Source organism: Peribacillus sp. QJM3NY_7, from assembly GCF_056173225.1.
In genome coordinates this window covers 2,417,346-2,440,304 of record NZ_CM149663.1, presented here as the reverse complement: position 1 = coordinate 2,440,304, position 22,959 = coordinate 2,417,346, and the positions used below count along the sequence as shown (strand labels likewise).

19 protein-coding genes are annotated in these 22,959 nt (G+C 41.3%); all 19 read right to left on the bottom strand.

The window, feature by feature from the left end; genetic code table 11:
* Nucleotides 1-304 precede the first annotated feature (304 nt).
* Nucleotides 305-1,483: an ABC transporter substrate-binding protein gene (locus AC0VX1_RS11665; RefSeq protein WP_413021052.1), complete on the bottom strand. Its 1,179-nt coding sequence runs from the start codon at nt 1,481-1,483 to the stop codon at nt 305-307.
* A 22-nt stretch (nt 1,484-1,505) separates the two neighbouring features.
* Complete coding sequence (locus AC0VX1_RS11660; RefSeq protein WP_413021051.1) at nt 1,506-2,213, bottom strand: ABC transporter ATP-binding protein; 708 nt, start codon at nt 2,211-2,213, stop codon at nt 1,506-1,508.
* On the bottom strand, nt 2,206-2,976 hold the full coding sequence (locus AC0VX1_RS11655) for an ABC transporter ATP-binding protein (RefSeq protein WP_413021049.1): 771 nt from the start codon (nt 2,974-2,976) through the stop codon (nt 2,206-2,208). Before AC0VX1_RS11655 ends, AC0VX1_RS11660 begins: the two co-directional genes overlap by 8 nt.
* A complete protein-coding gene (locus AC0VX1_RS11650; RefSeq protein WP_475471757.1) occupies nt 2,973-3,941 on the bottom strand; it encodes a branched-chain amino acid ABC transporter permease in 969 nt (322 codons plus the stop codon). Before AC0VX1_RS11650 ends, AC0VX1_RS11655 begins: the two co-directional genes overlap by 4 nt.
* Before the next feature lie 28 nt (nt 3,942-3,969).
* A complete protein-coding gene (locus AC0VX1_RS11645) occupies nt 3,970-4,833 on the bottom strand; it encodes a branched-chain amino acid ABC transporter permease (protein WP_034312368.1) in 864 nt (287 codons plus the stop codon).
* A 1,078-nt stretch (nt 4,834-5,911) separates the two neighbouring features.
* Nucleotides 5,912-6,283 carry a hypothetical protein gene (locus tag AC0VX1_RS11640; protein WP_413021046.1) on the bottom strand — a complete coding sequence of 124 codons (372 nt, stop codon included), beginning with the start codon at nt 6,281-6,283 and terminating at the stop codon, nt 5,912-5,914.
* Between the two features lie 12 nt (nt 6,284-6,295).
* A complete protein-coding gene (locus AC0VX1_RS11635; protein ID WP_475471326.1) occupies nt 6,296-6,826 on the bottom strand; it encodes an NAD(P)H-dependent oxidoreductase in 531 nt (176 codons plus the stop codon).
* Nucleotides 6,827-6,869: 43 nt separating this feature from the next.
* Nucleotides 6,870-7,502, bottom strand: a complete 633-nt coding sequence (locus tag AC0VX1_RS11630; RefSeq protein ID WP_413021044.1) for an efflux RND transporter periplasmic adaptor subunit — start codon at nt 7,500-7,502, stop codon at nt 6,870-6,872.
* On the bottom strand, nt 7,499-9,139 hold the full coding sequence (locus tag AC0VX1_RS11625; protein ID WP_475471324.1) for an MFS transporter: 1,641 nt from the start codon (nt 9,137-9,139) through the stop codon (nt 7,499-7,501). The genes AC0VX1_RS11630 and AC0VX1_RS11625 overlap by 4 nt, the downstream gene beginning before the upstream one ends.
* Before the next feature lie 313 nt (nt 9,140-9,452).
* A complete protein-coding gene (locus tag AC0VX1_RS11620) occupies nt 9,453-9,878 on the bottom strand; it encodes a MarR family winged helix-turn-helix transcriptional regulator (protein ID WP_053534838.1) in 426 nt (141 codons plus the stop codon).
* A 578-nt stretch (nt 9,879-10,456) separates the two neighbouring features.
* Nucleotides 10,457-12,154: a sigma-54 interaction domain-containing protein gene (locus tag AC0VX1_RS11615; RefSeq protein WP_413021041.1), complete on the bottom strand. Its 1,698-nt coding sequence runs from the start codon at nt 12,152-12,154 to the stop codon at nt 10,457-10,459.
* A gap of 134 nt (nt 12,155-12,288) precedes the next feature.
* A complete protein-coding gene (locus tag AC0VX1_RS11610) occupies nt 12,289-12,690 on the bottom strand; it encodes a MaoC/PaaZ C-terminal domain-containing protein (protein WP_475471321.1) in 402 nt (133 codons plus the stop codon).
* Nucleotides 12,687-13,139 carry a MaoC family dehydratase N-terminal domain-containing protein gene (locus AC0VX1_RS11605; RefSeq protein WP_095678347.1) on the bottom strand — a complete coding sequence of 151 codons (453 nt, stop codon included), beginning with the start codon at nt 13,137-13,139 and terminating at the stop codon, nt 12,687-12,689. The genes AC0VX1_RS11610 and AC0VX1_RS11605 overlap by 4 nt, the downstream gene beginning before the upstream one ends.
* A gap of 18 nt (nt 13,140-13,157) precedes the next feature.
* Nucleotides 13,158-13,922: an SDR family oxidoreductase gene (locus tag AC0VX1_RS11600; protein WP_057277805.1), complete on the bottom strand. Its 765-nt coding sequence runs from the start codon at nt 13,920-13,922 to the stop codon at nt 13,158-13,160.
* Nucleotides 13,923-13,942: 20 nt separating this feature from the next.
* Nucleotides 13,943-15,118 (bottom strand): acyl-CoA dehydrogenase family protein, encoded by a 1,176-nt coding sequence (locus AC0VX1_RS11595; protein WP_475471319.1) that lies wholly within the window; start codon nt 15,116-15,118, stop codon nt 13,943-13,945.
* A 26-nt stretch (nt 15,119-15,144) separates the two neighbouring features.
* Nucleotides 15,145-16,296, bottom strand: coding sequence for an acyl-CoA dehydrogenase family protein (locus tag AC0VX1_RS11590; RefSeq protein WP_034312386.1), 1,152 nt, complete (start codon nt 16,294-16,296; stop codon nt 15,145-15,147).
* 45 nt (nt 16,297-16,341) lie between these two features.
* Entirely contained in the window at nt 16,342-17,937 is a 1,596-nt protein-coding gene (locus AC0VX1_RS11585) for a long-chain-fatty-acid--CoA ligase (protein ID WP_475471317.1), read from the bottom strand.
* Nucleotides 17,938-18,247: 310 nt separating this feature from the next.
* On the bottom strand, nt 18,248-20,692 hold the full coding sequence (parC, locus tag AC0VX1_RS11580; protein ID WP_098185317.1) for a DNA topoisomerase IV subunit A: 2,445 nt from the start codon (nt 20,690-20,692) through the stop codon (nt 18,248-18,250).
* The gene (parE, locus tag AC0VX1_RS11575) at nt 20,682-22,667 is read right to left on the bottom strand and encodes a DNA topoisomerase IV subunit B (RefSeq protein ID WP_048678600.1); all 1,986 of its coding nucleotides are present in this window, start codon (nt 22,665-22,667) and stop codon (nt 20,682-20,684) included. Before parE ends, parC begins: the two co-directional genes overlap by 11 nt.
* Between the last annotated feature and the right edge of the window lie 292 nt (nt 22,668-22,959).

Sequence of the window (22,959 nt, the reverse complement as noted above, 5' to 3'; positions counted from 1 at the left end):
TTATATTTCATATTATATTCAATGATAGCGTTTTCATTACTCAGAGACAAGATATATTTGTAAAATTTGTTAACCGGCAATCTCCGTTCTTCAAAACCCCGATGCTGGCGGCCTGCCTATAAATATTGTACCTATCCCTTGCAGAGTGCGGTATTTTACCCAAAGGAGCCTACTATTTTTAGTGTAAATTTTTTCAATAAAAAAAACGTGTACCGTCACCATATTAGGACGATACACGCAATTTTGCAAAATGCTAAACTAGTATACTACTCCAGACCCGGGACACCTGCACTCCTTTACCCAGTTAACGGATCGGGACCACTTTCCCGTTTTCTACTGCACCAACGACAATAGTGGATGCAAATCCTCCATTTTCATCTATCGAGGGAATATCGTATATTTTTTGATCTGGCCCAATATTTGAAAGCCCGTCTTGCATATGTTTACGGATGGCCTTGGCATCATCAACGCTGCCTGCAGATTTCATCGCTTCCACAAACGCATACATCGCGATATAATTCAATCCTACTTCGGAGCTTGGATCTTCCTTATAATTCTTTTGATATTTCTCGACGAATGCAGGCACTGCTTCTTCATCTGAGTCCATCAATGGCAGAACGCCAATCGAGCCTTCCAATGTTTCATATGAACCTGCAATCGGCTTCATTTGATCCAGCTTTGCTTGATCCATGATGATGAAACCGCCTTTAAATCCCAGCTCCCGAGCTTGCTTCGCTACTTTTGCCGTAGGTTCCGAAGCTCCACCGATGAATAGCACATCAGGATCTTTTTTCAAGGCATTTGTGACAATCGTAAAGAAATCGGTTTCTTTGGCGAAATCAATCGAAGAATTATAAACGACTTTTCCGCCTTGCTTTTTCCAATGTGGGAGCACGGCTTCCGTCCAGTCTTTACCGTATTGCGAAGATGTTGGCAAAGCGGCAATTTTCTTGCCGAAATGTTCCATCGCATATGTTGTAAAAGGCTCGATATACCCCTCGTAATTCGGTGGGATTCGAACAGTTAATGAATTTCCGCTCTCGGTCACTGCCGGTTCACTCGTATATGCACCAATGATGAATTCCTCTTGTTCATTAAAAACCTGAAGTGCCAGCACGCCTCCGCTGTGAGGCGTGAATATGATCGGCGTATCATATTCCTGAATTAAACGTTTAGCATTCGACCCTGTTTCATTAGGTAAGTATTTATCGTCCAACGATACTAAGTTCAACGTGTATTTCTTACCATCTACTTCAAAACCACCAGCATCATTAATTTCATTGACGGCCATTTCGACACCATTCAATGTCCTTTTCCCATATAACGCTGCTGCCCCGCTTAAAGGACCGCTAAAACCGATGTTTACGACATTGTCATTTTTTCCTTTACTGCCACTGCTGGACACAGGGTCCCCTTTATTGCACCCGGTCAAAACAGTGATGGTTAGCAGGAGAAAGACAAATAATACTTTCAGTTTTTTCATAAAAATCCCCCATTCAATTTATTCAGGCCCCAATATACGCTTTCCTTACTTCATCATTGGCTAATAACTCACTTGCTGTCCCTTGAACGACAATTTCCCCATTTTCAAAAACATATCCTTTATCTGCAATGCTTAGGGCAGCATTCGCGTTTTGTTCAGCAAGCAGAACCGTGATTCCTTCGCGGTTTATTTCTTCAATGACTTGAAACATTTGTTCGACAATGAGTGGAGCGAGTCCCACCGAAGGCTCATCAAGCATCAACAATTTAGGTTTCGACATCAAAGCCCTTCCAATTGCGAGCATTTGCTGTTGGCCGCCGCTCAGGCTTCCCGCTTCATCATGATGCTTTTCTTTTAAAATCGGGAATAAGTGATAGACGTATTCCAAGGAATCCTTAATCTCCGCTTTTTTCTTTCGATGCACATAGGCACCCATCCGCAGATTTTCCTGAACGGTCATCTGTGAAAACAGTTTACGTCCTTCGGCACACTGAACGATCCCCTCCCGAACATTCTTATCCGGGGCACGGCCCCCTATCGGCATGCCTTGAAAATGGATTTCCCCCATGGAAAGCTTACTGATTCCGCTTATGGAACGAAAAGTCGTGCTTTTTCCTGCCCCATTAGCTCCTAGCAAAACAACGATTTCTCCCTCGGCAACTTCGATATTCACATGGTTTATCGCAGTGAAACTTCCATAATTCACGGCGACATCTGTTAACTTAAGCACTGGCACTCCCTCCCAAATAGGCTTTAATGACCGCTTCATTTCCGCGGATTTCCTTAGGTGTGCCCTCGGCAATTTTTTCTCCGTAATTAAGGACCATGATGTGGTCTGCCAAGTTCATGATCATATGCATTTTGTGCTCGATTAAACAAACGGTCAGTCCCGATCGATTCAATTTTTTAATCAGTTCTGTCAAGCCTTCCGTTTCATCCGGGTTGATTCCCGCAGCAGGTTCATCAAGAAAGATGATTTCCGGTTCTGTCGCTAGGGCTAGGGCAATGGCTGTCCGTTTCTTTTCCTCCTGTGAGATGTTCGAGACCATTCTGTCAGCCGATTCCGTTAATCCGACAATATCAAGCACCTCCATAGCCTTATCCCTGCAAGCCGCTTCCTCCCGTTTTAAACGTTTTGTTCTTAGAATGGCATCCGCCAAATTGGATTTTGTTCGAAGTCTATGACCGACAATGACATTATCCAACACGGTCGATTGATCGAAAAGGCTTGTCGTTTGAAAGGTTCTTGAAATTCCGAGCCCCGCTATTTCATTGGCAGGAAGTTTGGTGATATCAATCCCTTTAAAAAGGACCGTCCCGGAAGTCGGTCGATGAAAGCCACTGATCAAGTTAAAAAAAGTGGATTTCCCTGCACCATTTGGCCCGATTATTGCATTGATTCTACCTTTTTCAATTGAAAAATCCACATTATTGACGGCCGCCAATCCTCCGAAACGCTTTGTCAAATTCTTAGTTTCGATTAGCAAATTCATCCCTCCTCAGCTTTTATGTGCAATTCGCCCCTAACCCCGGACAGCGCATTATCTTTTCGCTTTCTTTGCCAATCAAAGAAGGCCCCTGCGATTCCGCGCGGATAAAAGATAATGATCACCGTAAGTAATGGTCCGAATATCAACATTCGATATTCTTGAAGGAATTGCAGATTCTGCGACAGGATTACTAATAATAATGTTCCTACCAATGGACCTGAAAGTGTGCCGATTCCACCAACCAATAAATACATCAATAAATCGAACATGATGGCAGTTGATCCGATATCAGGTCCAATGAAACGAATGAATGAAGCATACAAGGCACCTGCCAAACCTGCGAAGAATGTGGATAGGACAAATGCGGTTAACTTATTCTTCATTGTGGATATACCAATCGTTTGTGCTAGGTCCTCGCTGTTCCTGATGGCCATATACGTTCTGCCGGTCAACGAGCGTATAATTCGATACACGATTAAAATCACTGCAAGCAGGAAAATGAGAACGAGATAATATTGGGATGCTGCCGTATCGAATGTGATAGGCCCTATATTCCCGGGAGCAGGGATCCCGATCAATCCCCTAACCCCCTCTGTAAGTCCCTCCCATTTATCGATCACCAGATATATGATGTAACCCACACATAGGGTATAAATCGCGAAAAAGTGTTCCTTTGTCCTTAGCGCAATCAAACCGATTAAAAACCCAATGGCACATGTGATTAAACATGCACATATTAGTGCCAGCCAAAAGTTCATTCCCGCTTTTACTGTGAGCAGGCCAAGAGAATATGCTCCAATCGCAAAAAATCCAGCATGTGCAAGCGAGAGATACCCAGTATAGCCTGATAATAAATTGATTCCATAAACAGCTATCGCCCAGATGAACGAAAGTGTCAGTATATGGAGATAATAATCGTTTTGCGCGATATAGGGGAATGAAAAAGCAAAGATGATAAGAGCGATAATCCCATTTCTTTTCGTTAATATCCTCACACTACCTCTCCCCCTTTGCAAAAAGACCTGTTGGTTTCACCGTTAATATGATGACTAAAAGTATGAATGCAATGATGTCTTTATAATCATTTGAAATATAAGTTGCACCAAGGCTCTCACTGAAACCTAGGATATATCCACCTACGATCGCCCCCGGGATGCTGCCCATCCCACCCAATATGATTATGACGAAGGCTTTTAGGATGACTAAATGCCCCATGCCGGGAAAAACAAGATTAATCGGTGATGCAAGGGATGAAGCGATGGCTGCTAATCCCCCCGATATCATGAAGGTAAGCATCGCGACTTTATTAATGTTGATTCCCACTAATGACGCCCCTTCACGGCTTTGGGACATTGCAATTATCGTCGAACCGGCATAAGTTTTCTTTAGGAAAAGGTAAAGTAAAACCATCACTGCGATAGCTGACACGATGATCAATAATCGCTGAAGTGTGAACGTCAGTCCCAGGATATTGACGACTTGACCATATGGAGAAGTCATAGTATGGAAGTCGGCACCCCAAACAAATTGGGCAAAAGCTTCAAGAAAAAGGAGAATGCCGATGGCTGCAATCTTATCGTGCAACGGAGGTGCCTCCCTTAACAGGCGGAACACGAAACGTTCCAAAAGGACTCCCAACAAACCAACAACAATAATGGATACGAACATGGCCATCCAGTAATTGACCCCATATAATGTCATCATTGACAACGTGATATATCCTCCCAACATATATAGGGCACCGTGTGCAAAGTTCGGAATATGCAAAATTCCATATACTAGCGTCAATCCCAGTGCAACAAGACTATATACGCTGCCAATCGTCAAGCCATTAAAAAGCTGCTGGATCAAAATTTCCATTTATTTCCTCCTTGAAAATTAATGAATTTCACTCTGCTGTTCCTGGCTCACAATCCTGTCCATATTTTAAAAGCACACATCTGTATTAAAAACATTTTCACATACTCTCCCATAGCATCAACATCTCGGGAATGGAATAAGCTTTAATTCCCTTTATTCTCCGCCTATAGAAATATTAGGCATCCGTTGTTAGCGCTTTCATTTTTTTTCGGGCGTAACGATCGTGCAGACAAGCTGTATTTAGGGAAAGCCAATGATTCCATTTTCTGTTTAATGACGGTTTATACATGGTGGCCGTCTGGTTTTTTCACCCCTTTCACCTCGCACCTTCCATAGGAGAATCATTCCGCAGAATAATTTCCAGATTAATTTCCAGATCCAGATTAATATCCAGATAATAATGCAAGTGCCGTGCCAAACATTAAATCACCTTCAATAAGGCTATTAACCAGTCTGTGAATTCATTATTGAATTGTAAAATCTCAAAAGTATCGGTTCCATACGGGATGTCCTTCATTCACTATTGACTGAAAAAATCATTTCTGAATCAAAAAAAATTAAAATGGAAAGGAACCAAAAAATCCCGTTTATAACTTCCATCATTTCACATATTAGCAGGCAGGTAATATTGTAAAAAAATGCAACCTAAGAACCAATAATTTCCTAAGGTAATAAAACCCGTCATCCCCAAAAACGCGTAAATATAATTAGAAATATCAGTCAAAAAGACAGCACCTCCAATTTTGGATAATATCCAAAATTGGAGGTGCTGCTCATACTTACCTATTATTTCCACGACCTCGATATTTTTTAAGTTTCTTCACAATTGTTGCATGAGGAATCAAGCGCTTCTCCAATTTCATGGTAATTTGGTAGGTTTAAGCCGCTTTCGTCAAGATTTCCTTATTTGCTTTTACCACGGAGATCAGCTAGTAAATTATTGTTAATCCTCAAATCTCTTACCGATCGAATGGGTCACGCATTCATAATGTCTAAGAACCGTTACCTTGCAGTTGTACTTAACTCACGATTTAATGTTACCTCACTTTTTAGAGTTAGTTCATCCTTAGGATTTTTTCTACACTTCTCCGTTTTTTTCATTTTCACGCTTACGATTCATGGTTTTTAACGCTTTTCTATATTCTTCATCCTTCATAGCCAATCCCTTGATGTTTAAATCTTCCTGCGTCGTATCCTGGAAACATTGAAGGACTTGGCGGTAGGCCTGATCGTTCATGTGCTTAACCTGCCCAACGGAAGCAGTTAGAGTCTCCTCTGGAACCTCTGGAACCAATTCAGATTTGTCAGGTGAATGGATGGCTTCCTTACCAGTTTCGTTTATAACCGTTTCACGTGCCATCTCTTCTTTTGAAGTTGACCAGAAATTAATCTTGAACAATCCCCCAATAACAGCCATAGCCAATCCTATGCAAGCAATAATGGTCACCATCTGACCAACCCCTTACTGTACATGTGCTAGAGTTTGTGTGACTTCCGCTACACGTTTTCCTAAAGCTCTTCCTAACTCTTGGGCTTGCTTAGGAAGCAAATCTGTACTATCAACAGGACAGGACACCCCTACCCCGTAATAAGATCCATATAAAGCATTTTCTGGAACATTACCAGGTAAGCCGACGATAATCATCCCTTGGTGAAGCATGGGAGTAATGAGGTTAAGCATCGTTGCTTCTAATCCTCCATGGACGGTAGCAGTCGTACAAAATACAGCACCCATTTTGTTTATCAGCTTACCTTCTGCCCATAAGAACCCTAATTTATCTATCCAAGCTTTCAATCCAGAGCTAATCGTCCCGAAATGTCCAGGACATCCCCATACAATCGCATCCATTTCTGATAGCTTATATACATCTGCCTGATCCACATGATCTATATGCACTTCTGCACCATGCACTTCTTGAGCACCTTCTACTATTGAATATGCCAGTGCCTTTGTATGTTCACCTTCACTATCATAGACTACATAGATTTTCATAAAAGTTTCCACTCCTCTTGGATGAATTCATGCGAATTTTCGTCTACAACGAGATTTTGATTTTAGCATTCATACCAGGAAGTACTTTGGCAGATGGATTCATAATTGAGATTTTAACAGAAACTTTTTGAGTGACCTTTGTGAAATTGCCCGTATTCGACTCTGGTAAAGACGAAAATACAGATTTAGTAGCATAGCCGATTTCTTCAACTTTTCCTTCGAAAGTTACGTCGGTATCGCCATCTACGTTTATATCCACTGAATCGCCTTTTTCAATATCCTTTAAATCTGTTTCCTTGATGTTAGCTGTAATGTATAAATGCTTGAGGTCTGCAGCTTGAGCTAGCACTTGGCCACCTTGTACTAGCTGGTCATTTCCCGCTCCATTTTTAATAATCGTTCCCTCCATGGTAGACTTTATGGAAACGGCTTGACCTTCTTCATCAATTGTTCCTATTGCCTTTCCTTTTGTAACAGCTTTACCCTCTTTAATATTCCAATCTTTGAGCATACCAGAAGCTGGTGCTACAATTTGAACCATGTCTGCAGATACCTTCGCATCATCGGTTTTAACAAAGTTCTCATTTTGATAATAAAAGTAGGCACCGCCTGCTAGCAAAGCAATTACAACAAGAATACCTAAAATATTGGCAATTATTAAACGACCTTTACTCATACGTATTTCCCCTTTTTATTCGTTTTTTCCAATGGTGCTGGAAGTAAAATGTGCTGCTCTTTCTGCACTAGCGACCTTCCTTTGCCCGTTACAGCCTTTCCGATGGAAGCTAACAACATGATTATGCCTAATATCAGGAGAATGGTAAATAAATCATGGTAAGCCCCTAGAAGCGCACCTTTTTGACTATTCTCAACCATTGAATAATAAGCCATGCTTTTTGCCTCTGTAAGTGTATGTCCATTATTGATATAATTGCGGACCAATCCGGCCATCTCTGAGTTAGTTTCGGGATTCAATAGAGATATTTCCCCTCGAACATCTTCATAGTGAATCTCATGCATTCGATAAGCGAACCATCCTAGTACTGGTCCAGCAATTGAACCAAATAAATTTCTCATTGAATGCAGGGATGATGACCGTAGTACTGCCTTGTGAATGTCACCTGCTAGTGCTGTTCCCAATGCCCCTGATAATAGCACCATGCTTACGCCTACGCCTATACAAGCCATTTGAACATTTATTGCCGTTAAAGAAACCTCGGTTCCCATTGATCTCCATTGAATGCTGATCATTATGATGATGATGGATCCTACCATTCCCAGCCTGCCTGCACCCCATTTGTCATACAGCAAAGTACAGATGATGCCAGACGCCAAAAAGCCAACAAAAAACCACAAATAAAAATACGTAAGGTATATGAATGGAGGATCAAGAATGTTACTCAAAAACCCATTAGCTCCTGCAATCGCGACGATAAGAGCAATATGAGCAGTTAAAGCCATAATTGTTCCTGAAACTGTTTTTGCTGACCACAATGATCGGATTGGAATAAAGGGATCAACAGCATTAAAATCAACCGCTATGAACAATAACGCCAATAGAAGAGCAATCACAAAAAATGGCCAAACCTGATTTGATGTAAAGCCGTGTTCTTGTAAGTTATACAGCGGGAAAATCAAGTCCAATATTAATAAAGTGAATAAGAAAATTCCTTTCATGTTATGTTTTGTCGTTCCTGAGTTTAACTCTGGCTTCGTTTTGGGTAATATCCTGAACCCTATTACAAGGCAAATGAGGGATGAGAGAATATTTAACAAGAATATCCATCGCCACTCTGAAATACTTAAAGATAAGGATCCAACAAATGCACCTACCGCGCTGCAACCAAATAAACCACCTATCGCAAACAATATAAACAGATTCCGCACCTTGTTTGGGTAAGACCTTAAACTAAGCGGTAGGATTGTCAGAAACAATACACCTGCCCCTAAACCTTGGAGTGATCTGCCAATGGTGAGCGGAATGATCCCCCAGCATAGAATATTGATGATCGTTCCCCCAAGGAATATGAAAATGAAAGTAAGATAAATTTTTCTTATTCCATATTTCATGGGAAGGATACGTCCAAATGGGAGACCTAACGAAAAAGCCAAATTTGAGCAAATGGATGGAAGTAACATAACGTGTGTACTTAAGTTAAGTCCATTTTGAATAACCATTTGATTCAAGATGTAGGAAAGACTTGTAAAGTACTGAGGCCCAAATGAAAATAACGTTAATAGAGACATGAGCACATATTCCGGCAAGAGGGGTTTCTTCATCTCGCCACTCAATACATTATTTTGTGAATTCATATAATTCCCCCTTTCTTTCTAAGCTAATTTTGAATGTCAAATTCCATTCCTTAATATTTTTAAAAGAAAAAGGTCTTCACCATCCATTCATATTGAGCAGTTAAACATGCAACATACCCAAACTTGCTATTTACAATTTGTATTATACAACATATATAAAATATAGCAATAAAAATATTATCCAAACAAAACCTATAACACGTAAAAATGAAAAAGCCTAATTCAAATAAGAACATTTGAATTAGGCTTTTTCATGAAAAGGTTCATTAAAATATGTAATAAACATTACTGGTTCTGCTTATCAAAATTCGGATTATCTTTGTTTCCAGTTCTTAATATCCTGATTCAAACGTGTTAAATTCCTCTGAAGAACGTTTAAATCTTCCTCTGACCAGTCTTTAAGAATATCGGATAATCTTTCTTGACGAGACTTCTGAGCATTATGTAATATTTCTTGCCCTTCTTTCGTCATGACAATTAAGCTGATTCGTCCGTTTTTCGGATCTGGATAACGGCGAATGAATTCCTTTGACTCCATAGCGGCAACCTGGCGACTTGCGGTAGACACATTCAGTCTCAATTGGTCTGACAATTCATTAATGCCTAGTGGCCCATGCTTATCCAATTCACTTAGCAATAAAAACTCGGATCGATCTAGGTTGCCTATTTGTCTACTGGGGGATGTTGTTAGACGTACAAGCAGGGCTATGTCATATTCAATTAACTGGAGTGAGTCCAAAATCTATATCTCCCTTCTAGTGATTTACTTGAAAAATAATTAGGCTGAACTGTGTAGCTGGTTCTTTATATATATTTTCCAATTAAAATGATCCACTACCCTTGTATGTGTATAAAAACAATATACATGATTTTCAATGGCTTACCAAGTTTTAAAGCTTTAATAAACCCATTTAAATCAATATATTGAATAGGATTTAATCAGATATCTTATTGATAAATTCCCTGTTTGTCTCTGACATTCTGAAGGTTCGAGCGAAAATCAGTGTTGATAAATCAATTCTGTAACTTCTCATTTTCTTCCTCCCCTGTAAAAATCGGCTTTTCCTCCTATTCATCGGAACTTTAATAAATTTGTTGATCTAGCAGACTGGTTTCTCAGTAAGACCGTCCTCTAGCCAAAGATGTTTACATCTGGTGAATCTAGGTTGGACACCGCTGCTCCGTTCTATTTTATCTTTTCGTCTTTGGTTCACATTCAATTTATATTTTTTTATTGAATTTTCGCCTCTCGTATAATCAGTCAAAAAAACTGCACCTCCCATTTTTCTAACATTGGGAGGTACAGTTCAAACTCATCTATTCTTTTCCACTGACCTTTAATCGATATTTTTTAAGTTTCCTCACGATTGTTGCCTGACTGGATTCCAGGGCTTCTGCTATTTCATATGTAGTTTGGTAGGTTTGAGCCGCTTTCGTCAAAATTTCCTTTTCGGCTCTTTCCACCGCTTCTTTTAAAGTTAAGGTAGCATTGAGGTTCGGTTGATTCCGATTTTCCGGCTGATATTCTTCCGGAAGGTCGTTAATCGATAATATTCGATTATCCGTCAGCACGACGAGCCTTTCCACAATATTAATCAATTCACGGACATTTCCTGGCCAATCATGTTGATAAAAATATTCCTTCAACCGCGAATCTATTTCTTTTGAGAATTTATATTGTTCGTTTGCTTTTGTTAAAAACAAGTCAGTCAATGCCAAGATATCCTCTCTTCTTTCCCTTAGAGGAGGAATCGTAATCGGAATGACATTCAACCTATAAAAGAGGTCTTCACGAAAATCACCTGTTTTGACCATTTCCGAAAGATTTCGGTTCGTGGCTGCTATTATGCGAACATCGATTTTCTTTGGTTTTGTACCTCCGATTCTTTGAATCTCCCTTTCCTGAAGGGCCCGGAGCAGCTTCACCTGAAGTTGCAGGGGAAGCTCACCGACTTCATCAAGGAATAGGATACCACTCTCTGCAAGCTCAAACATCCCTGGTTTTCCTTTTTGATTGGCCCCGGTAAATGCCCCTCCTTCATATCCAAAGAGCTCGGATTCCAATAAATCAGCGGGAATTGCCCCGCAATTTATTTTGATGAAGTCTCCTTTTTTAGACCGGATGCTCCGATTATAGATATTGCGGGCAAGGACATCCTTTCCAACACCCGTTTCTCCCAGTATGAGTACTGTCGCATCAATATCCGATATTCTTTCTGCTATCTCATAAATCATTTTCATTTTATCACTGACGAATACGACTCCATCTTTGCTCGTTATCTTCCGCAGTTTCTCAATTTCCTGCTTATATTGATGATTCAGTTCATTAGCTTTCGTCAACTCATGCATCAGTTCATTTAAATCAGATAAATCCCTTATATTCGTAACGACTTGCTCTATTTCCCCTTCTGCATTAAAAACGGGACTCCCTGTTATCAATGTTTCCTTTCCCGCAAAATTATCCTGTACGACTGATACCGTTCGTCTCAGCTTCACTACCTTATGAGTCACCGACGCATTCAGTATGCCGCGTTTAATCAATTGGTCCACAGATTTGCCGATATAGTACTCTTTTGGTATGCCTGTGATCCGTTCAATTGCCGAATTGGTATAAAGCGTGATTCCATCTTGATCGGTGATGTATATTCCATCATAGGAATTTTCGATTATTGCATCCAGTGCGCGATTCAATTTATCCGTCTCATGAGCATCAATCAGTAAATCATCCAAAAATTCCGTTTCCCTGCCTATATAAAGAATATTGTCAGCATCCACTTGTTTCATTAATAAAAATAAATACCGTTTATCATGCAGCCTTGCAGCTGCAAGCCTTTTATTATCGAGAAATTGCCACTCATCGAATTGTTCGGTTAATGTATGATTACCATCCTGGCTTAACAATTGATTAAAATAGTTTCCCCAATCCTTAATCCGATTTGCAGAATCCACGACTAGTGCAGGAAAGGTCCACTCTTTGAGCAAATTAAGCTGAGAATCCTGTTTCACTTGATTCATTACTATTCACCTCACCGCCGCAAAAAGAATTCTTTTTAAGTACAATTCTGGATAATTTTCGAAACTCCTTTAAAATTGTCGAATTTCGCTCCTAAAAAAAGTAGTGATGAAATAATTTTCATCACTACTTTACCTCAGAAAGTCTTAAAAATAACCTCTCCACTGATCGCTTCCCTACCTGACTGGTTAGTGGCCGCTACGTTGAAAAAATATCTATCCCCATTTTTTTCTTTTAGATCCGCTTGAAGAGTTATGACATCATTCAAAAAAACCATCCCCTTGAAACGAATCTTGTATTCTTCGATAAATCCAATTTCATAAAGATTACTGAATAGCTTTGCGAGGTTTCCCATCGTCCACATTCCATGTGCGATGATACCTGGAAGACCAGCATTTTTTGCTTCCTCATCAATGGTATGGATGGGATTGAAATCACCTGATGCGCCGGCATATTTAATGAGGTCCAGTCGTGTTACTGGTGCAAGCTCGATGGAATGTAACGATTCACCAATATGAAGTTCGGTTAATGTCGTCACTTACTCATCACCATCCTTCTGATCGTTTCATTTAAAATGACAAGCTGTTCAGCAGTGAAGACAATTTCCCCATTTACATCCGTCCCATAATTTTTAAACGCTAGAAATCCCATTTCCCCTTGTTTCCCTTTTTTCTCATAATAGTCTTTCACTTCCGTATAACAGGTGATTTCTTCCCCTACCTTAAGCGGCCTGTTATAGCGATAAACCTGCTCACCGTGAATCAAGCCTTTATTCGGGAGATTTAAGCTTTCAATCGTCCCAAAATCAAAGACCCTTGGGAAAGTTGGTGGAGCGATATTCGTACCGTACCTTGATTGCCTGCCTGTTTCTTCATCAATGAAAATCGGGTGGGGATCACCAATCGATAATGCGAATTTTTTAACGGCTCCCCGTTCAACTATATTTTTAACGGGGTTGGATCGTTTTCCAATACTTTCGTTGAACATAACATCCCGCCTTTTCTCTTAATTTTTTGGACCGCCCGCAACATATAAAACCTGCCCGCTAATGAATGAGGATGCCTCATCGGCAAAGAATGCAACAGCATGAGCAATATCACTTGGCAAACCGCTTCTGGCAACTGGAATACTGTTTGCCCTATCCTGGATGAATTGTTCAAAACTCACTCCCACCCGCCTAGCTGTTTCTTTCGTCATTTCGGTTTCGATAAAGCCTGGTGCGACCGAATTAGCCGTTATCCCATATTTGCCAAGTTCAATCGCCAGTGTTTTTGTTAACCCCTGAAGCCCAGCTTTTGCAGCTGAATAATTAGCCTGCCCGCGGTTCCCAAGGGCCGAAGTGGATGATATATTGATGATTCTTCCGTACTTATTTGCAACCATATGCTTCTGGGCGGCACGTACTGCATTGAAAGTACCTTTTAAATGCACATCCATTACCGTCTGCCAATCAGAATCGGTCATTTTAAAAAGTAAATTATCCCGGATGACCCCAGCATTATTCACGAGAATATCAAGGGATCCGAATGTGTCGGCTATTTCTTTTATCGATGCTTCCACCTCTTCTGGATTGACCACGTTGGCCACTTTGGTAAAAATGGTATAACCCTTGTCCCTTAATTCATTTCCTGTTGCTGTCAAAACCTCTTCGTTGATATCGATAATCGCTACGTTTGCGCCTTCACTGGCAAACAGTTCGACGATTGCCCGGCCAATCCCCCTGCTTCCACCTGTAACTAAAGCTGTTTTCCCCGAAAATCTCCCTGTCATAATCGTCTCCTCCTAATCTATTATAAAAATTGCCCTACTTTAACATGTCCCTTAATCAAATTTCGGGAAATGATCATACGCTGTATTTCATCCGTACCATCATAAATCCTCCAAAGCCTGGCTTCGCGGTACCAGCGTTCGATGGGAAGCTCCTTCGTATAGCCCATGCCACCGTGAATCTGCAATACACGATCAACGACACGATTCCCCATATTGGCTCCATAAAGTTTAGCCATTGAAGCTAAATGGCGGTTGTCTTCTCCATTATCAAGTGTAAAAGCCGCATTCAATACAAGCCATCTAGCAGCTTCAATTTCTACGGCCGAATCAGCTATCTGCCATTGAATGGCCTGGCGCTCCGCGATCGGTTTACCGAAAGTTACTCGTTCTTTAGCGTATTCTATAGCCATTTGCAGCAATCTTTCTGCAGAACCGACAGCACGTGCGCCCACGATCCATCTTGCGAACCCAATCCATTCCAAGCCTAGTTTATAACCGCCATGCACTTCCCCCAAGATGTTTTCTTCGGGTACCCTGACATTATCAAAAACTAAACCGGCCGGTCCCCATTCTCCCATCGTATTGATATATTCTGATCTCCAGCCCATATCACGGTCTACAATGAAACAAGTTACCCCTTCCGTTCCGGTCGCTTGATGACGTTCTTTGTCAGTTACGGCAATGACCATGACGAAATCGGCATCATTTCCTCCAGTAATGAATGTTTTTTCACCGTTAAGCACCCATTCATTCCCTTCTTTTACTGCAGTCATTTTAATATTTCTCGTATCGGACCCGGCCCCCGGCTCCGTCATGGCAAAACAGGACTTTTTCTCACCATTAATAGTAGGAATCAGATATTTCTGTTTCTGTTCTTCATTTGCATAATAAAGGATGTTATCAGCCGAACCTCCAAAGCTGAATGGTACAAACGTTTTTGACACTTCCATCAAGACAATTGCCATCATGAGCTGACCTAGGTCTGCCCCGCCATATTCCTCCGGGGTATTGATGCCCCAAAACCCGGCTTTTTTTGCTTTTTCCTGTAAATCTCTCAATGTCCCCTCTGGTAAACTAGGTTTTCCTGCCATTTCATTGCGAAGCACTTCATTTTCCAATGGAATCAATTCATTTTCCACGAACTTGCGTATTGTTTTTTGCACCATTTTTTGTTCATCTGATAGTCGTAAATCCATTTAAACCCCTCCGCTTTCCAATTAAACTAGTTTTGATATTTTCTCTTTAATTGCCCGGTAATGATATTCTTTTGGATTTCAGACGTGCCTTCATATATTCTGGTGATTCGGGCATCCCGATAAAAACGTTCAACTGGATAATCCTTCATGTATCCCATCCCGCCATGAATCTGTACGGCCTTATCAGCGATACGATTATATACTTCCGAACCATACAACTTAAGCATGGCCGCTTCTTTAATGATTTTTTCTTTCTGATCGACCATCCATGCGACCCTGTATGTGAATGAGCGAAGTGCTTCTATTTCCATTGCCATCTCGGCAATCATATGGGATACGGCTTGATGATCAATGATCGGGACATTGAATTGTTCACGTTCTGTGGCATATTTGGTAGAAAGATCGAGCAGATATTGACAGGACCCCAAATTACGGGCAGCAAGGCCTGCCCGGCCATTTGCAAGGATTTTCAAGGCATTTACATACCCTTGGCCGACGTCCCCCAGTACATTTTCAGCAGGAACCTCGCAATCTTCAAAAAATAATTCGGCCGAATGTGAGCCTCGAAGACCCATCTTCCTTTCCAGGCTACCAACTCTAAAACCCGGAAAATCCTTTTCTACTATGAATGAGGTGATCCCTTTCGCCCCTTTATCTTTGTCCGTAACGGCCATAACTGTAAAAATATCTGCTACATCTGCATTCGTTATATAATGCTTGGTACCATTTAAAATATATTTATCGCCATTTTTGACCGCCGTCATTTTGAGATTCGTAGCATGGGACCCCGCTGCAGGCTCAGTTAAAGCAAAAGCGCCAATTCTATTACCGCTTGCCATATCTGGTAGATATTTTTCCTTTTGCATTTCATTGCCCATTTCAACTATCCCTACCGTCCCTATACCGGTGTGGGCCCCAATCAGAGTGGTATATCCATTATGTGTTTTACCGATTTCCTCATATAAAGCACATTTTCCCACCATCCCGATTCCGAGTCCGCCATACCTTTCCGGGATACTAAGTCCGAATAGCCCGATTTCCTTCGATAAATTTATGATGGATTCCGGGATATGATCTTCATCCTCTATCTGCATGGAAAATGGATCGATTTGTTCCTCGATAAACTGGCGTATATTTTCTTTAAGTAGCAGGATGTCTTCATCTAAGCGAAAGTCCATTTGCATTCCCCTTTATCTGCGAATTGGTTGTTAACGCTTACATATTTAGTTCGAATGAGCGATATGTTTTTCTTGAAGCTTGCGTTTTAAAATTTTACCGACCGCCGTCTTCGGAAGTTCACTTTCAAATGTGATTGCTTTTGGGACCTTGAAGGCAGCGAGCTGCTTTCGGCAATAATCCTTCAATTCGTTTTCAGTTATTCTTTCACTTGGTTTTAGAACTACCGCTGCATGTACCGTTTCACCGCGATATTGATCGGGAACGCCAAAGACGGCAGCTTCAAGTACCTTAGGGTGGCTGTATAGTATATCTTCAATTTCAATTGGATAAATATTGAATCCGCCTGCGATGATCATCTCTTTCTTCCGTCCCACAATGTAAAAGAAGCCATCTTCATCCATCTTGGCCATATCACCGGTATGCAGCCATCCGTTTTGAATCGTCTTCTTCGTCTCTTCAGGCATGCCCCAATAACCTTTCATCACCTGTGGACCCTTTATGACCAATTCACCTGGTGTATCAACCAAGAGGGCTGGCTCTCCTGTAATGCTGTCAATTATGGCGGCATCCGTATTTTGTATCGGAATCCCAATACTTCCTGGTTTTTGCAGGCCGCTGACTGGATTCCGGTGCGTGACTGGTGACGCCTCGGACAATCCATAGCCCTCAGCAATCTTTGTTCCACTAAGTTCGCTGAACCTTGACAATACATTCAATGGCAATGGTGACGAACCCGAAACGCAAGATGTCAATGTATGCAAATCAAATGGATGGGACTGGTAATATTGTAATAAAGCAATATACATCGTCGGTACCCCTGGAAAAATAGTCGGTTTAAGATTAGTGATAATATCAACGATCTCCGTTACCTGAAATCGGGATACAAGAATTAATTCCCCGCCATTATAAAACGTCAGGTTCATCCCTGAAGTCATGCCGTAAACATGAAATAATGGGGAAACGCCCAGCACCCTTTCCTTCCCCTTTTGAGTATTGATTCTTGAAGTGGCTGCACTTTGCAGCGTATTGGCTACGATATTACGATGGGTTAGCATCGCGCCTTTAGAACGCCCTGTCGTTCCTCCAGTATATTGGAGGACGGCGACATCTCTAGCAGGTTCAATCTCCACAGTGAAATCCGCCTCTGTAACAGATAGCAGTTTTTTTGTCATTTCACATTTGCCCTTTTCCAGCGACACGCTCAACACCTTTTCAACATCGGTTTCAGCTATGACAGCTTCAACTATGGGCAATAAATCGTCGAGTACAATGATGTACCTTGCACCTGAATCTTTCAGGACATGCATTAATTCGTTCGCCTTATACATTGGATTGATTTGGACAACAATGGCTCCATTCAAAAGAGTTCCAAAAAAACCAATTGGATATTGGGGACAATTAGGAAGCATGATAGCCACACGATCTCCCTTTCCAATCCCTTCATCAGCAAGCAAGCGGGCACATTTTTTCACTAACTTCCCCAACTCTGAATATGTATACCTTTTCTCCATGAACGTTACCGCTGTATTATCCGAATACTGTTCGACTGATTGAAAAAATAGTTCTGTTAATGAAATTTCAGGAATATTAATCTCTATTGGATTTCCGGACGGGATATGCTTTATCCAAGGTCTATCCATTTGTCCTCCCCTTTCTTCATTCAAAAATAAAGAAGTCATACTAACAACATGCAAGGAGTGTGCCAAAAATAAATCGTTTTGATACGTTGATTCAGTTAATGCTAAAATTCAAAATTGAATTATTTGCTGCGTTTTTAATAATTCCAGGTTCATAATTCTAGGATTTAAATTTGACTCAATAACTCATTTTTGAATTAAGAACTTGCTTTCAAAGACCCAACTATAGTGCTGGCCTGTGGATATACTGATCATTTTCAGGAAAATAAAACGGGATGCTGATCAAGGTCAGCATCCCGTTCAAAAAAATGATTCACTGCTCTATGGCGGTGTCATCTTCCAATGATATTTTCCATAATTCTTTCGCTTTTCCACTAACCGTTTCATCAAAAACAAATGATCCATTCGTATATCGATCATGATTTTTTAATGAAGCGGCATGAATCGTTTCAATGGTTCCCTTTTCGGAAAGAATGAATAGACTGTCGGTTTTGTTAATGATATCGAAACCAATGACCCTATGAGGATTCGATTTCAATTCCCTCAAGACCACGACACCGCGTTTTGCCCGGCTCGTTTTTTCAAACTCGGTTAATTTCATTTTCTTAATGGCCCCGCGCTGTGTAACGATAAAGATCGATTCTTTACTATCCTTGGCCAAAACCTTTCCGCCAATGACATAGTCATTTTCTTTCAAGTTAATCCCTTTGACTCCTGCTGCCCGGACACCGACAACACTTACTTCTTCTTCATCAAACCATAAACCATAGCCATTATGAGTGACTAGGAAAAGGTCAGCCTGTCCATTCGTATGATGGACATCGACCAGTTCATCGTCACCTTTTAAATTGACACCAACCAGCGGTTTTGAATGACGCTGAGCTTTATAGGAAGCTAATTCTGTCTTTTTCACCATACCATTTTTCGTGATGAAAACTAAGAATTCCGGCATGGTAAAATCTTTGATTGGAATCGCTTTTATGATTTGCTCTTCCCTGTCGATTGGAATGATGTTAGCGATATGCTGACCGGTTTCCTTCCAGCGAATATCAGGAAGCTGATGAACTGGACAATAGAGGTAGTTCCCTTTGGACGTGAACAGCAACAGGACATCTGTTGTATTCATCTCCAGCCTCTGGAGCAGGCGATCGGAATCCTTCATGCCAAAATCAAGCCCTCCTGACGCTGCATAAGATCGTAACGATGTCCGTTTGACATAGCCTTCTTTCGTCACGGTAACCATTACGTCTTCACTCGCAATCAAGACTTCAAGATTTATTTTGATTTCTTCAATTTCTTTTTCGATTTTGGAACGCCGTCCGTCATCAAAGCCCTTTTTAATGAATCGAAGTTCTTTTTTAATAACTTGAAGAAGAACCTTTTCACTGCCAAGAATCTTTGTCAATTCTTCAATTTTGTCCTTCAATTCCGCTGCCTCTGCTTCAAGTGCTGTAATATCCGTATTTGTCAGCCTATATAACTGCAAGGAGACAATGGCTTCAGCTTGCGCTTCTGTAAAAGCAAATTTAGCTATGAGGTTATCTTTAGCGTTCCGTTTGTCTTTGGATGCCCGGATGACAGCGATGACTTCATCTAATATGGATAAAGCTTTCACTAATCCATCGACGATATGTGCCCTGTCATGTGCCTTTTGCAGCTCATAACGTGAACGGTTCACGATTACCTCTTTACGGTGTTCGATATAAGCATCGAGCATTTTAGGCAGGCTCATCAATGTTGGCCGCTTTTTATAAATTGCAACCATATTGAAATTGTAGGCAATTTGGAGATCGGAATTTTTATATAAATAATGCAGGACTCCATTTGCATCTGCTTCTTTTTTCAGTTCGATGACAATGCGCAGTCCTGTACGGTCGGTCTCATCCCTTACTTCGGCGATACCTTCCACTTTCCGGTCTAGACGGAATTCATCCATTTTCTTAACAAGGTTTGCTTTATTGACTTCATATGGGATTTCAGTGATGACGATTTGCTGTTTGCCGCCCCGAATCGTTTCCACTTCCGCCAAACCGCGAATGATTATTTTCCCTTTACCTGTTTCATAAGCCTTACGAATGCCCTCAATTCCTTGAATGATACCGCCAGTAGGAAAATCCGGCCCTTTAATGACAGTCATTAAATCAGCGACTGTCGCTTCCGGCTTATCGATTCGCATAATGGCAGCATCAATGACTTCACCTAGTTGATGTGGCGGGATTTCAGTGGCATAGCCGGCTGAAATTCCTGTAGAGCCGTTTACAAGCAGGTTAGGGAACATTGCAGGCAAAACAATGGGCTCTTCAGAAGTATCATCAAAGTTCGGTACAAAATCGACCGTCCTTTTTTCAATATCCCTAAGCATCTCGGAGGCAATCGATGAAAGCCTCGCTTCCGTATACCGCATCGCAGCAGGCGGATCACCATCAATGCTACCATTGTTTCCGTGCATTTGGACCATGACCTTCCGCAGCTTCCAGTCTTGGCTCATCCGAACCATTGCCTCATAAACGGATGAATCTCCGTGAGGGTGATAGTTACCGATTACATTACCGACCGTTTTTGCGGATTTCCTGAATCCTTTTTCCTGAGTGTTTCCTTCGACATGCATCGCATACAATATCCTGCGCTGCACCGGTTTTAAGCCGTCCCTTGCATCAGGAAGTGCCCGATCTTGGATAATATATTTACTATAACGGCCGAAGCGGTCACCAATTACCTCTTCAAGCGGCAAATCCCGAAACGTTTCTTCAAATACCATCGTTAATGACCTCCTCTTCAATCGACATATTTTCATTATCTAAAATATTCGATTCCTCTTCGAGACCAAAAGCGACATTGGCTTCAATCCACTTACGACGCGGTTCAACCTTATCTCCCATCAAAGTTGTCACACGTCTTTCTGCACGTGCTCCATCATCGATCTTCACACGTATCAACGTCCTTGTTTCCGGGTTCATGGTGGTGTCCCATAATTGATCGGCATTCATCTCACCCAGCCCTTTATAGCGCTGAATCATATAGCCTTTCCCCACCTTGTCTATCGCTCCCTGGAGCTCCTCATCGCTCCAAGCATATTCAATGACTTCTTTCTTCCCTGTCCCTTTGCTCACTTTATATAAAGGGGGCAAGGCAATGTAAACCTTTCCTGACTCTATTAACGGCTTCATATATCGGTAAAAGAAAGTCAGCAGCAGCACTTGGATATGGGCCCCATCCGTATCGGCATCAGTCATGATGATCACTTTATCATAGTTAGTGTCCGGCGTATTGAACTCCGCTCCGACACCTCCGCCGATGGCATGGATGATCGTATTTATTTCCTCGTTTTTAAAAATATCCGCCAGTTTTGCCTTTTCCGTATTGATAACTTTACCCCGCAAAGGTAGAACTGCTTGGAAACGGCGATCCCGCCCTTGTTTAGCGGATCCCCCAGCAGAGTCACCTTCTACAAGATACAATTCATTTCGTTCGGGATTTTTCGATTGGGCCGGTGTTAATTTCCCGGAAAGGATGGCATCGGATTTTTTCCGTTTCTTCCCGCTTCTTGCGTCTTCACGGGCTTTGCGTGCCGCTTCCCTTGCCTGGAACGCTTTAATCGCTTTTTTAACCAATAGGGTACTTGTGGTCGGATCTTCTTCAAAAAAGTAGGCTAGGTGCTCTGATACGATGGAATCGACTGCAGAACGGGCTTCGCTGGTTCCAAGTTTGCTTTTGGTTTGTCCTTCGAATTGAAGAAGTTCTTCAGGGATGCGCACTGAAATGATTGAAGACAAGCCTTCACGTATATCGGTACCTTCGAGGTTTTTATCTTTTTCCTTTAATAGCCCCATTTTTCTGGCATAATCATTGAATGCCCGTGTCATGGCCGTTTTTGCACCAATCTCATGGGTGCCTCCATCTTTTGTACGAACGTTATTCACGAAGCTTAGAATATTTTCTGAATAACCATCGTTGAATTGAAAGGCAAGTTCGACTTCGATCCCATTTTGTTCCCCTTCTAAGCTGACTACACTATGGAGTGTCTCTTTCTCTTCATTTAAATAATCAACAAACGCTTCAATGCCATTTTCATAGTGAAAAATTTCATTATGGTCGTTACGCTCATCCGTCAATTCTATCTTCATGCCTTTTAAAAGAAAAGCTGATTCGCGAAGGCGCTCACACAGGATCTCATAATTAAAAGTCGTCACCGAAAATATTTTAGGATCAGGCTTGAAGTGGATTTTGGTCCCAGCTTGATTTGTTTTGCCGATTTTCTCCAGTGTGGTTTCTGGCTTTCCGCCATTGAAAAAACGTTGTTCGTATATGAACCCGTCCCTCTTGATTGTCACGACAAGCCATTCAGACAACGCGTTAACGACCGAAGCACCGACTCCATGAAGGCCTCCACTCGTTTTATATCCGCCTTGTCCAAATTTACCTCCAGCATGAAGAATCGTTAAAATGACCTCAGGCGTCGGTTTACCTAATTTATGCATGCCAATAGGCATTCCACGCCCTTTATCGGATACACTTACACTGTTATCTTTATGTATTTTCACACTAATTTGGTCTCCATATCCAGCTAAAGCCTCATCTACGGAGTTATCTACAATCTCGTACACTAAATGATGAAGTCCGCGTGCATCAGTACTGCCGATATACATACCGGGACGTTTTCTGACCGCTTCGAGTCCTTCCAGTACCTGAATTGCATCATCATTGTACTCGATTGTTTTTACTTTCTTTGCCACAGAAATTCCCCTTTCCTTACTAAACACAATTTCCGGGCCAAATCATACTGCAATGAAATGACTCACTAGCTTAACAAATCCATTAATACGTTATTATCATTATAACAAGTATAATACTTTCATGAACAAAGAACAAGTGTTCTATTTTTTTGTCCTTTTTATTAGCGTTAGCACATTTGTGTGGAACAAAACGTATCATTGCTACCATTCTAATTGTAGCGGTAAATTTTCATTTGGCAAATATACTTTTATATTTAAATCAAATTAAGCTTTAATGGCTTAATTTTGCCCG

Bases quoted from the DNA above. Each gene is read 5' to 3' on its own strand.
- AC0VX1_RS11590 (WP_034312386.1), bottom strand. From the start codon at position 16,296: ATGGACTTTCGCTTAGATGAAGACATCCTGCTACTTAAAGAAAATATA.
- AC0VX1_RS11635 (WP_475471326.1), bottom strand. From the start codon at position 6,826: ATGAAAATCTATGTAGTCTATGATAGTGAAGGTGAACATACAAAGGCA.
- AC0VX1_RS11605 (WP_095678347.1), bottom strand. From the start codon at position 13,139: ATGTTCAACGAAAGTATTGGAAAACGATCCAACCCCGTTAAAAATATA.
- AC0VX1_RS11595 (WP_475471319.1), bottom strand. From the start codon at position 15,118: ATGGATTTACGACTATCAGATGAACAAAAAATGGTGCAAAAAACAATA.
- AC0VX1_RS11665 (WP_413021052.1), bottom strand. From the start codon at position 1,483: ATGAAAAAACTGAAAGTATTATTTGTCTTTCTCCTGCTAACCATCACT.
- AC0VX1_RS11585 (WP_475471317.1), bottom strand. From the start codon at position 17,937: ATGGATAGACCTTGGATAAAGCATATCCCGTCCGGAAATCCAATAGAG.
- AC0VX1_RS11630 (WP_413021044.1), bottom strand. From the start codon at position 7,502: ATGAGTAAAGGTCGTTTAATAATTGCCAATATTTTAGGTATTCTTGTT.
- AC0VX1_RS11645 (WP_034312368.1), bottom strand. From the start codon at position 4,833: ATGGAAATTTTGATCCAGCAGCTTTTTAATGGCTTGACGATTGGCAGC.
- AC0VX1_RS11625 (WP_475471324.1), bottom strand. From the start codon at position 9,139: ATGAATTCACAAAATAATGTATTGAGTGGCGAGATGAAGAAACCCCTC.
- AC0VX1_RS11655 (WP_413021049.1), bottom strand. From the start codon at position 2,976: ATGAATTTGCTAATCGAAACTAAGAATTTGACAAAGCGTTTCGGAGGA.
- AC0VX1_RS11615 (WP_413021041.1), bottom strand. From the start codon at position 12,154: ATGAATCAAGTGAAACAGGATTCTCAGCTTAATTTGCTCAAAGAGTGG.
- AC0VX1_RS11640 (WP_413021046.1), bottom strand. From the start codon at position 6,283: ATGGTGACCATTATTGCTTGCATAGGATTGGCTATGGCTGTTATTGGG.
- parC (WP_098185317.1), bottom strand. From the start codon at position 20,692: ATGGTATTTGAAGAAACGTTTCGGGATTTGCCGCTTGAAGAGGTAATT.
- AC0VX1_RS11600 (WP_057277805.1), bottom strand. From the start codon at position 13,922: ATGACAGGGAGATTTTCGGGGAAAACAGCTTTAGTTACAGGTGGAAGC.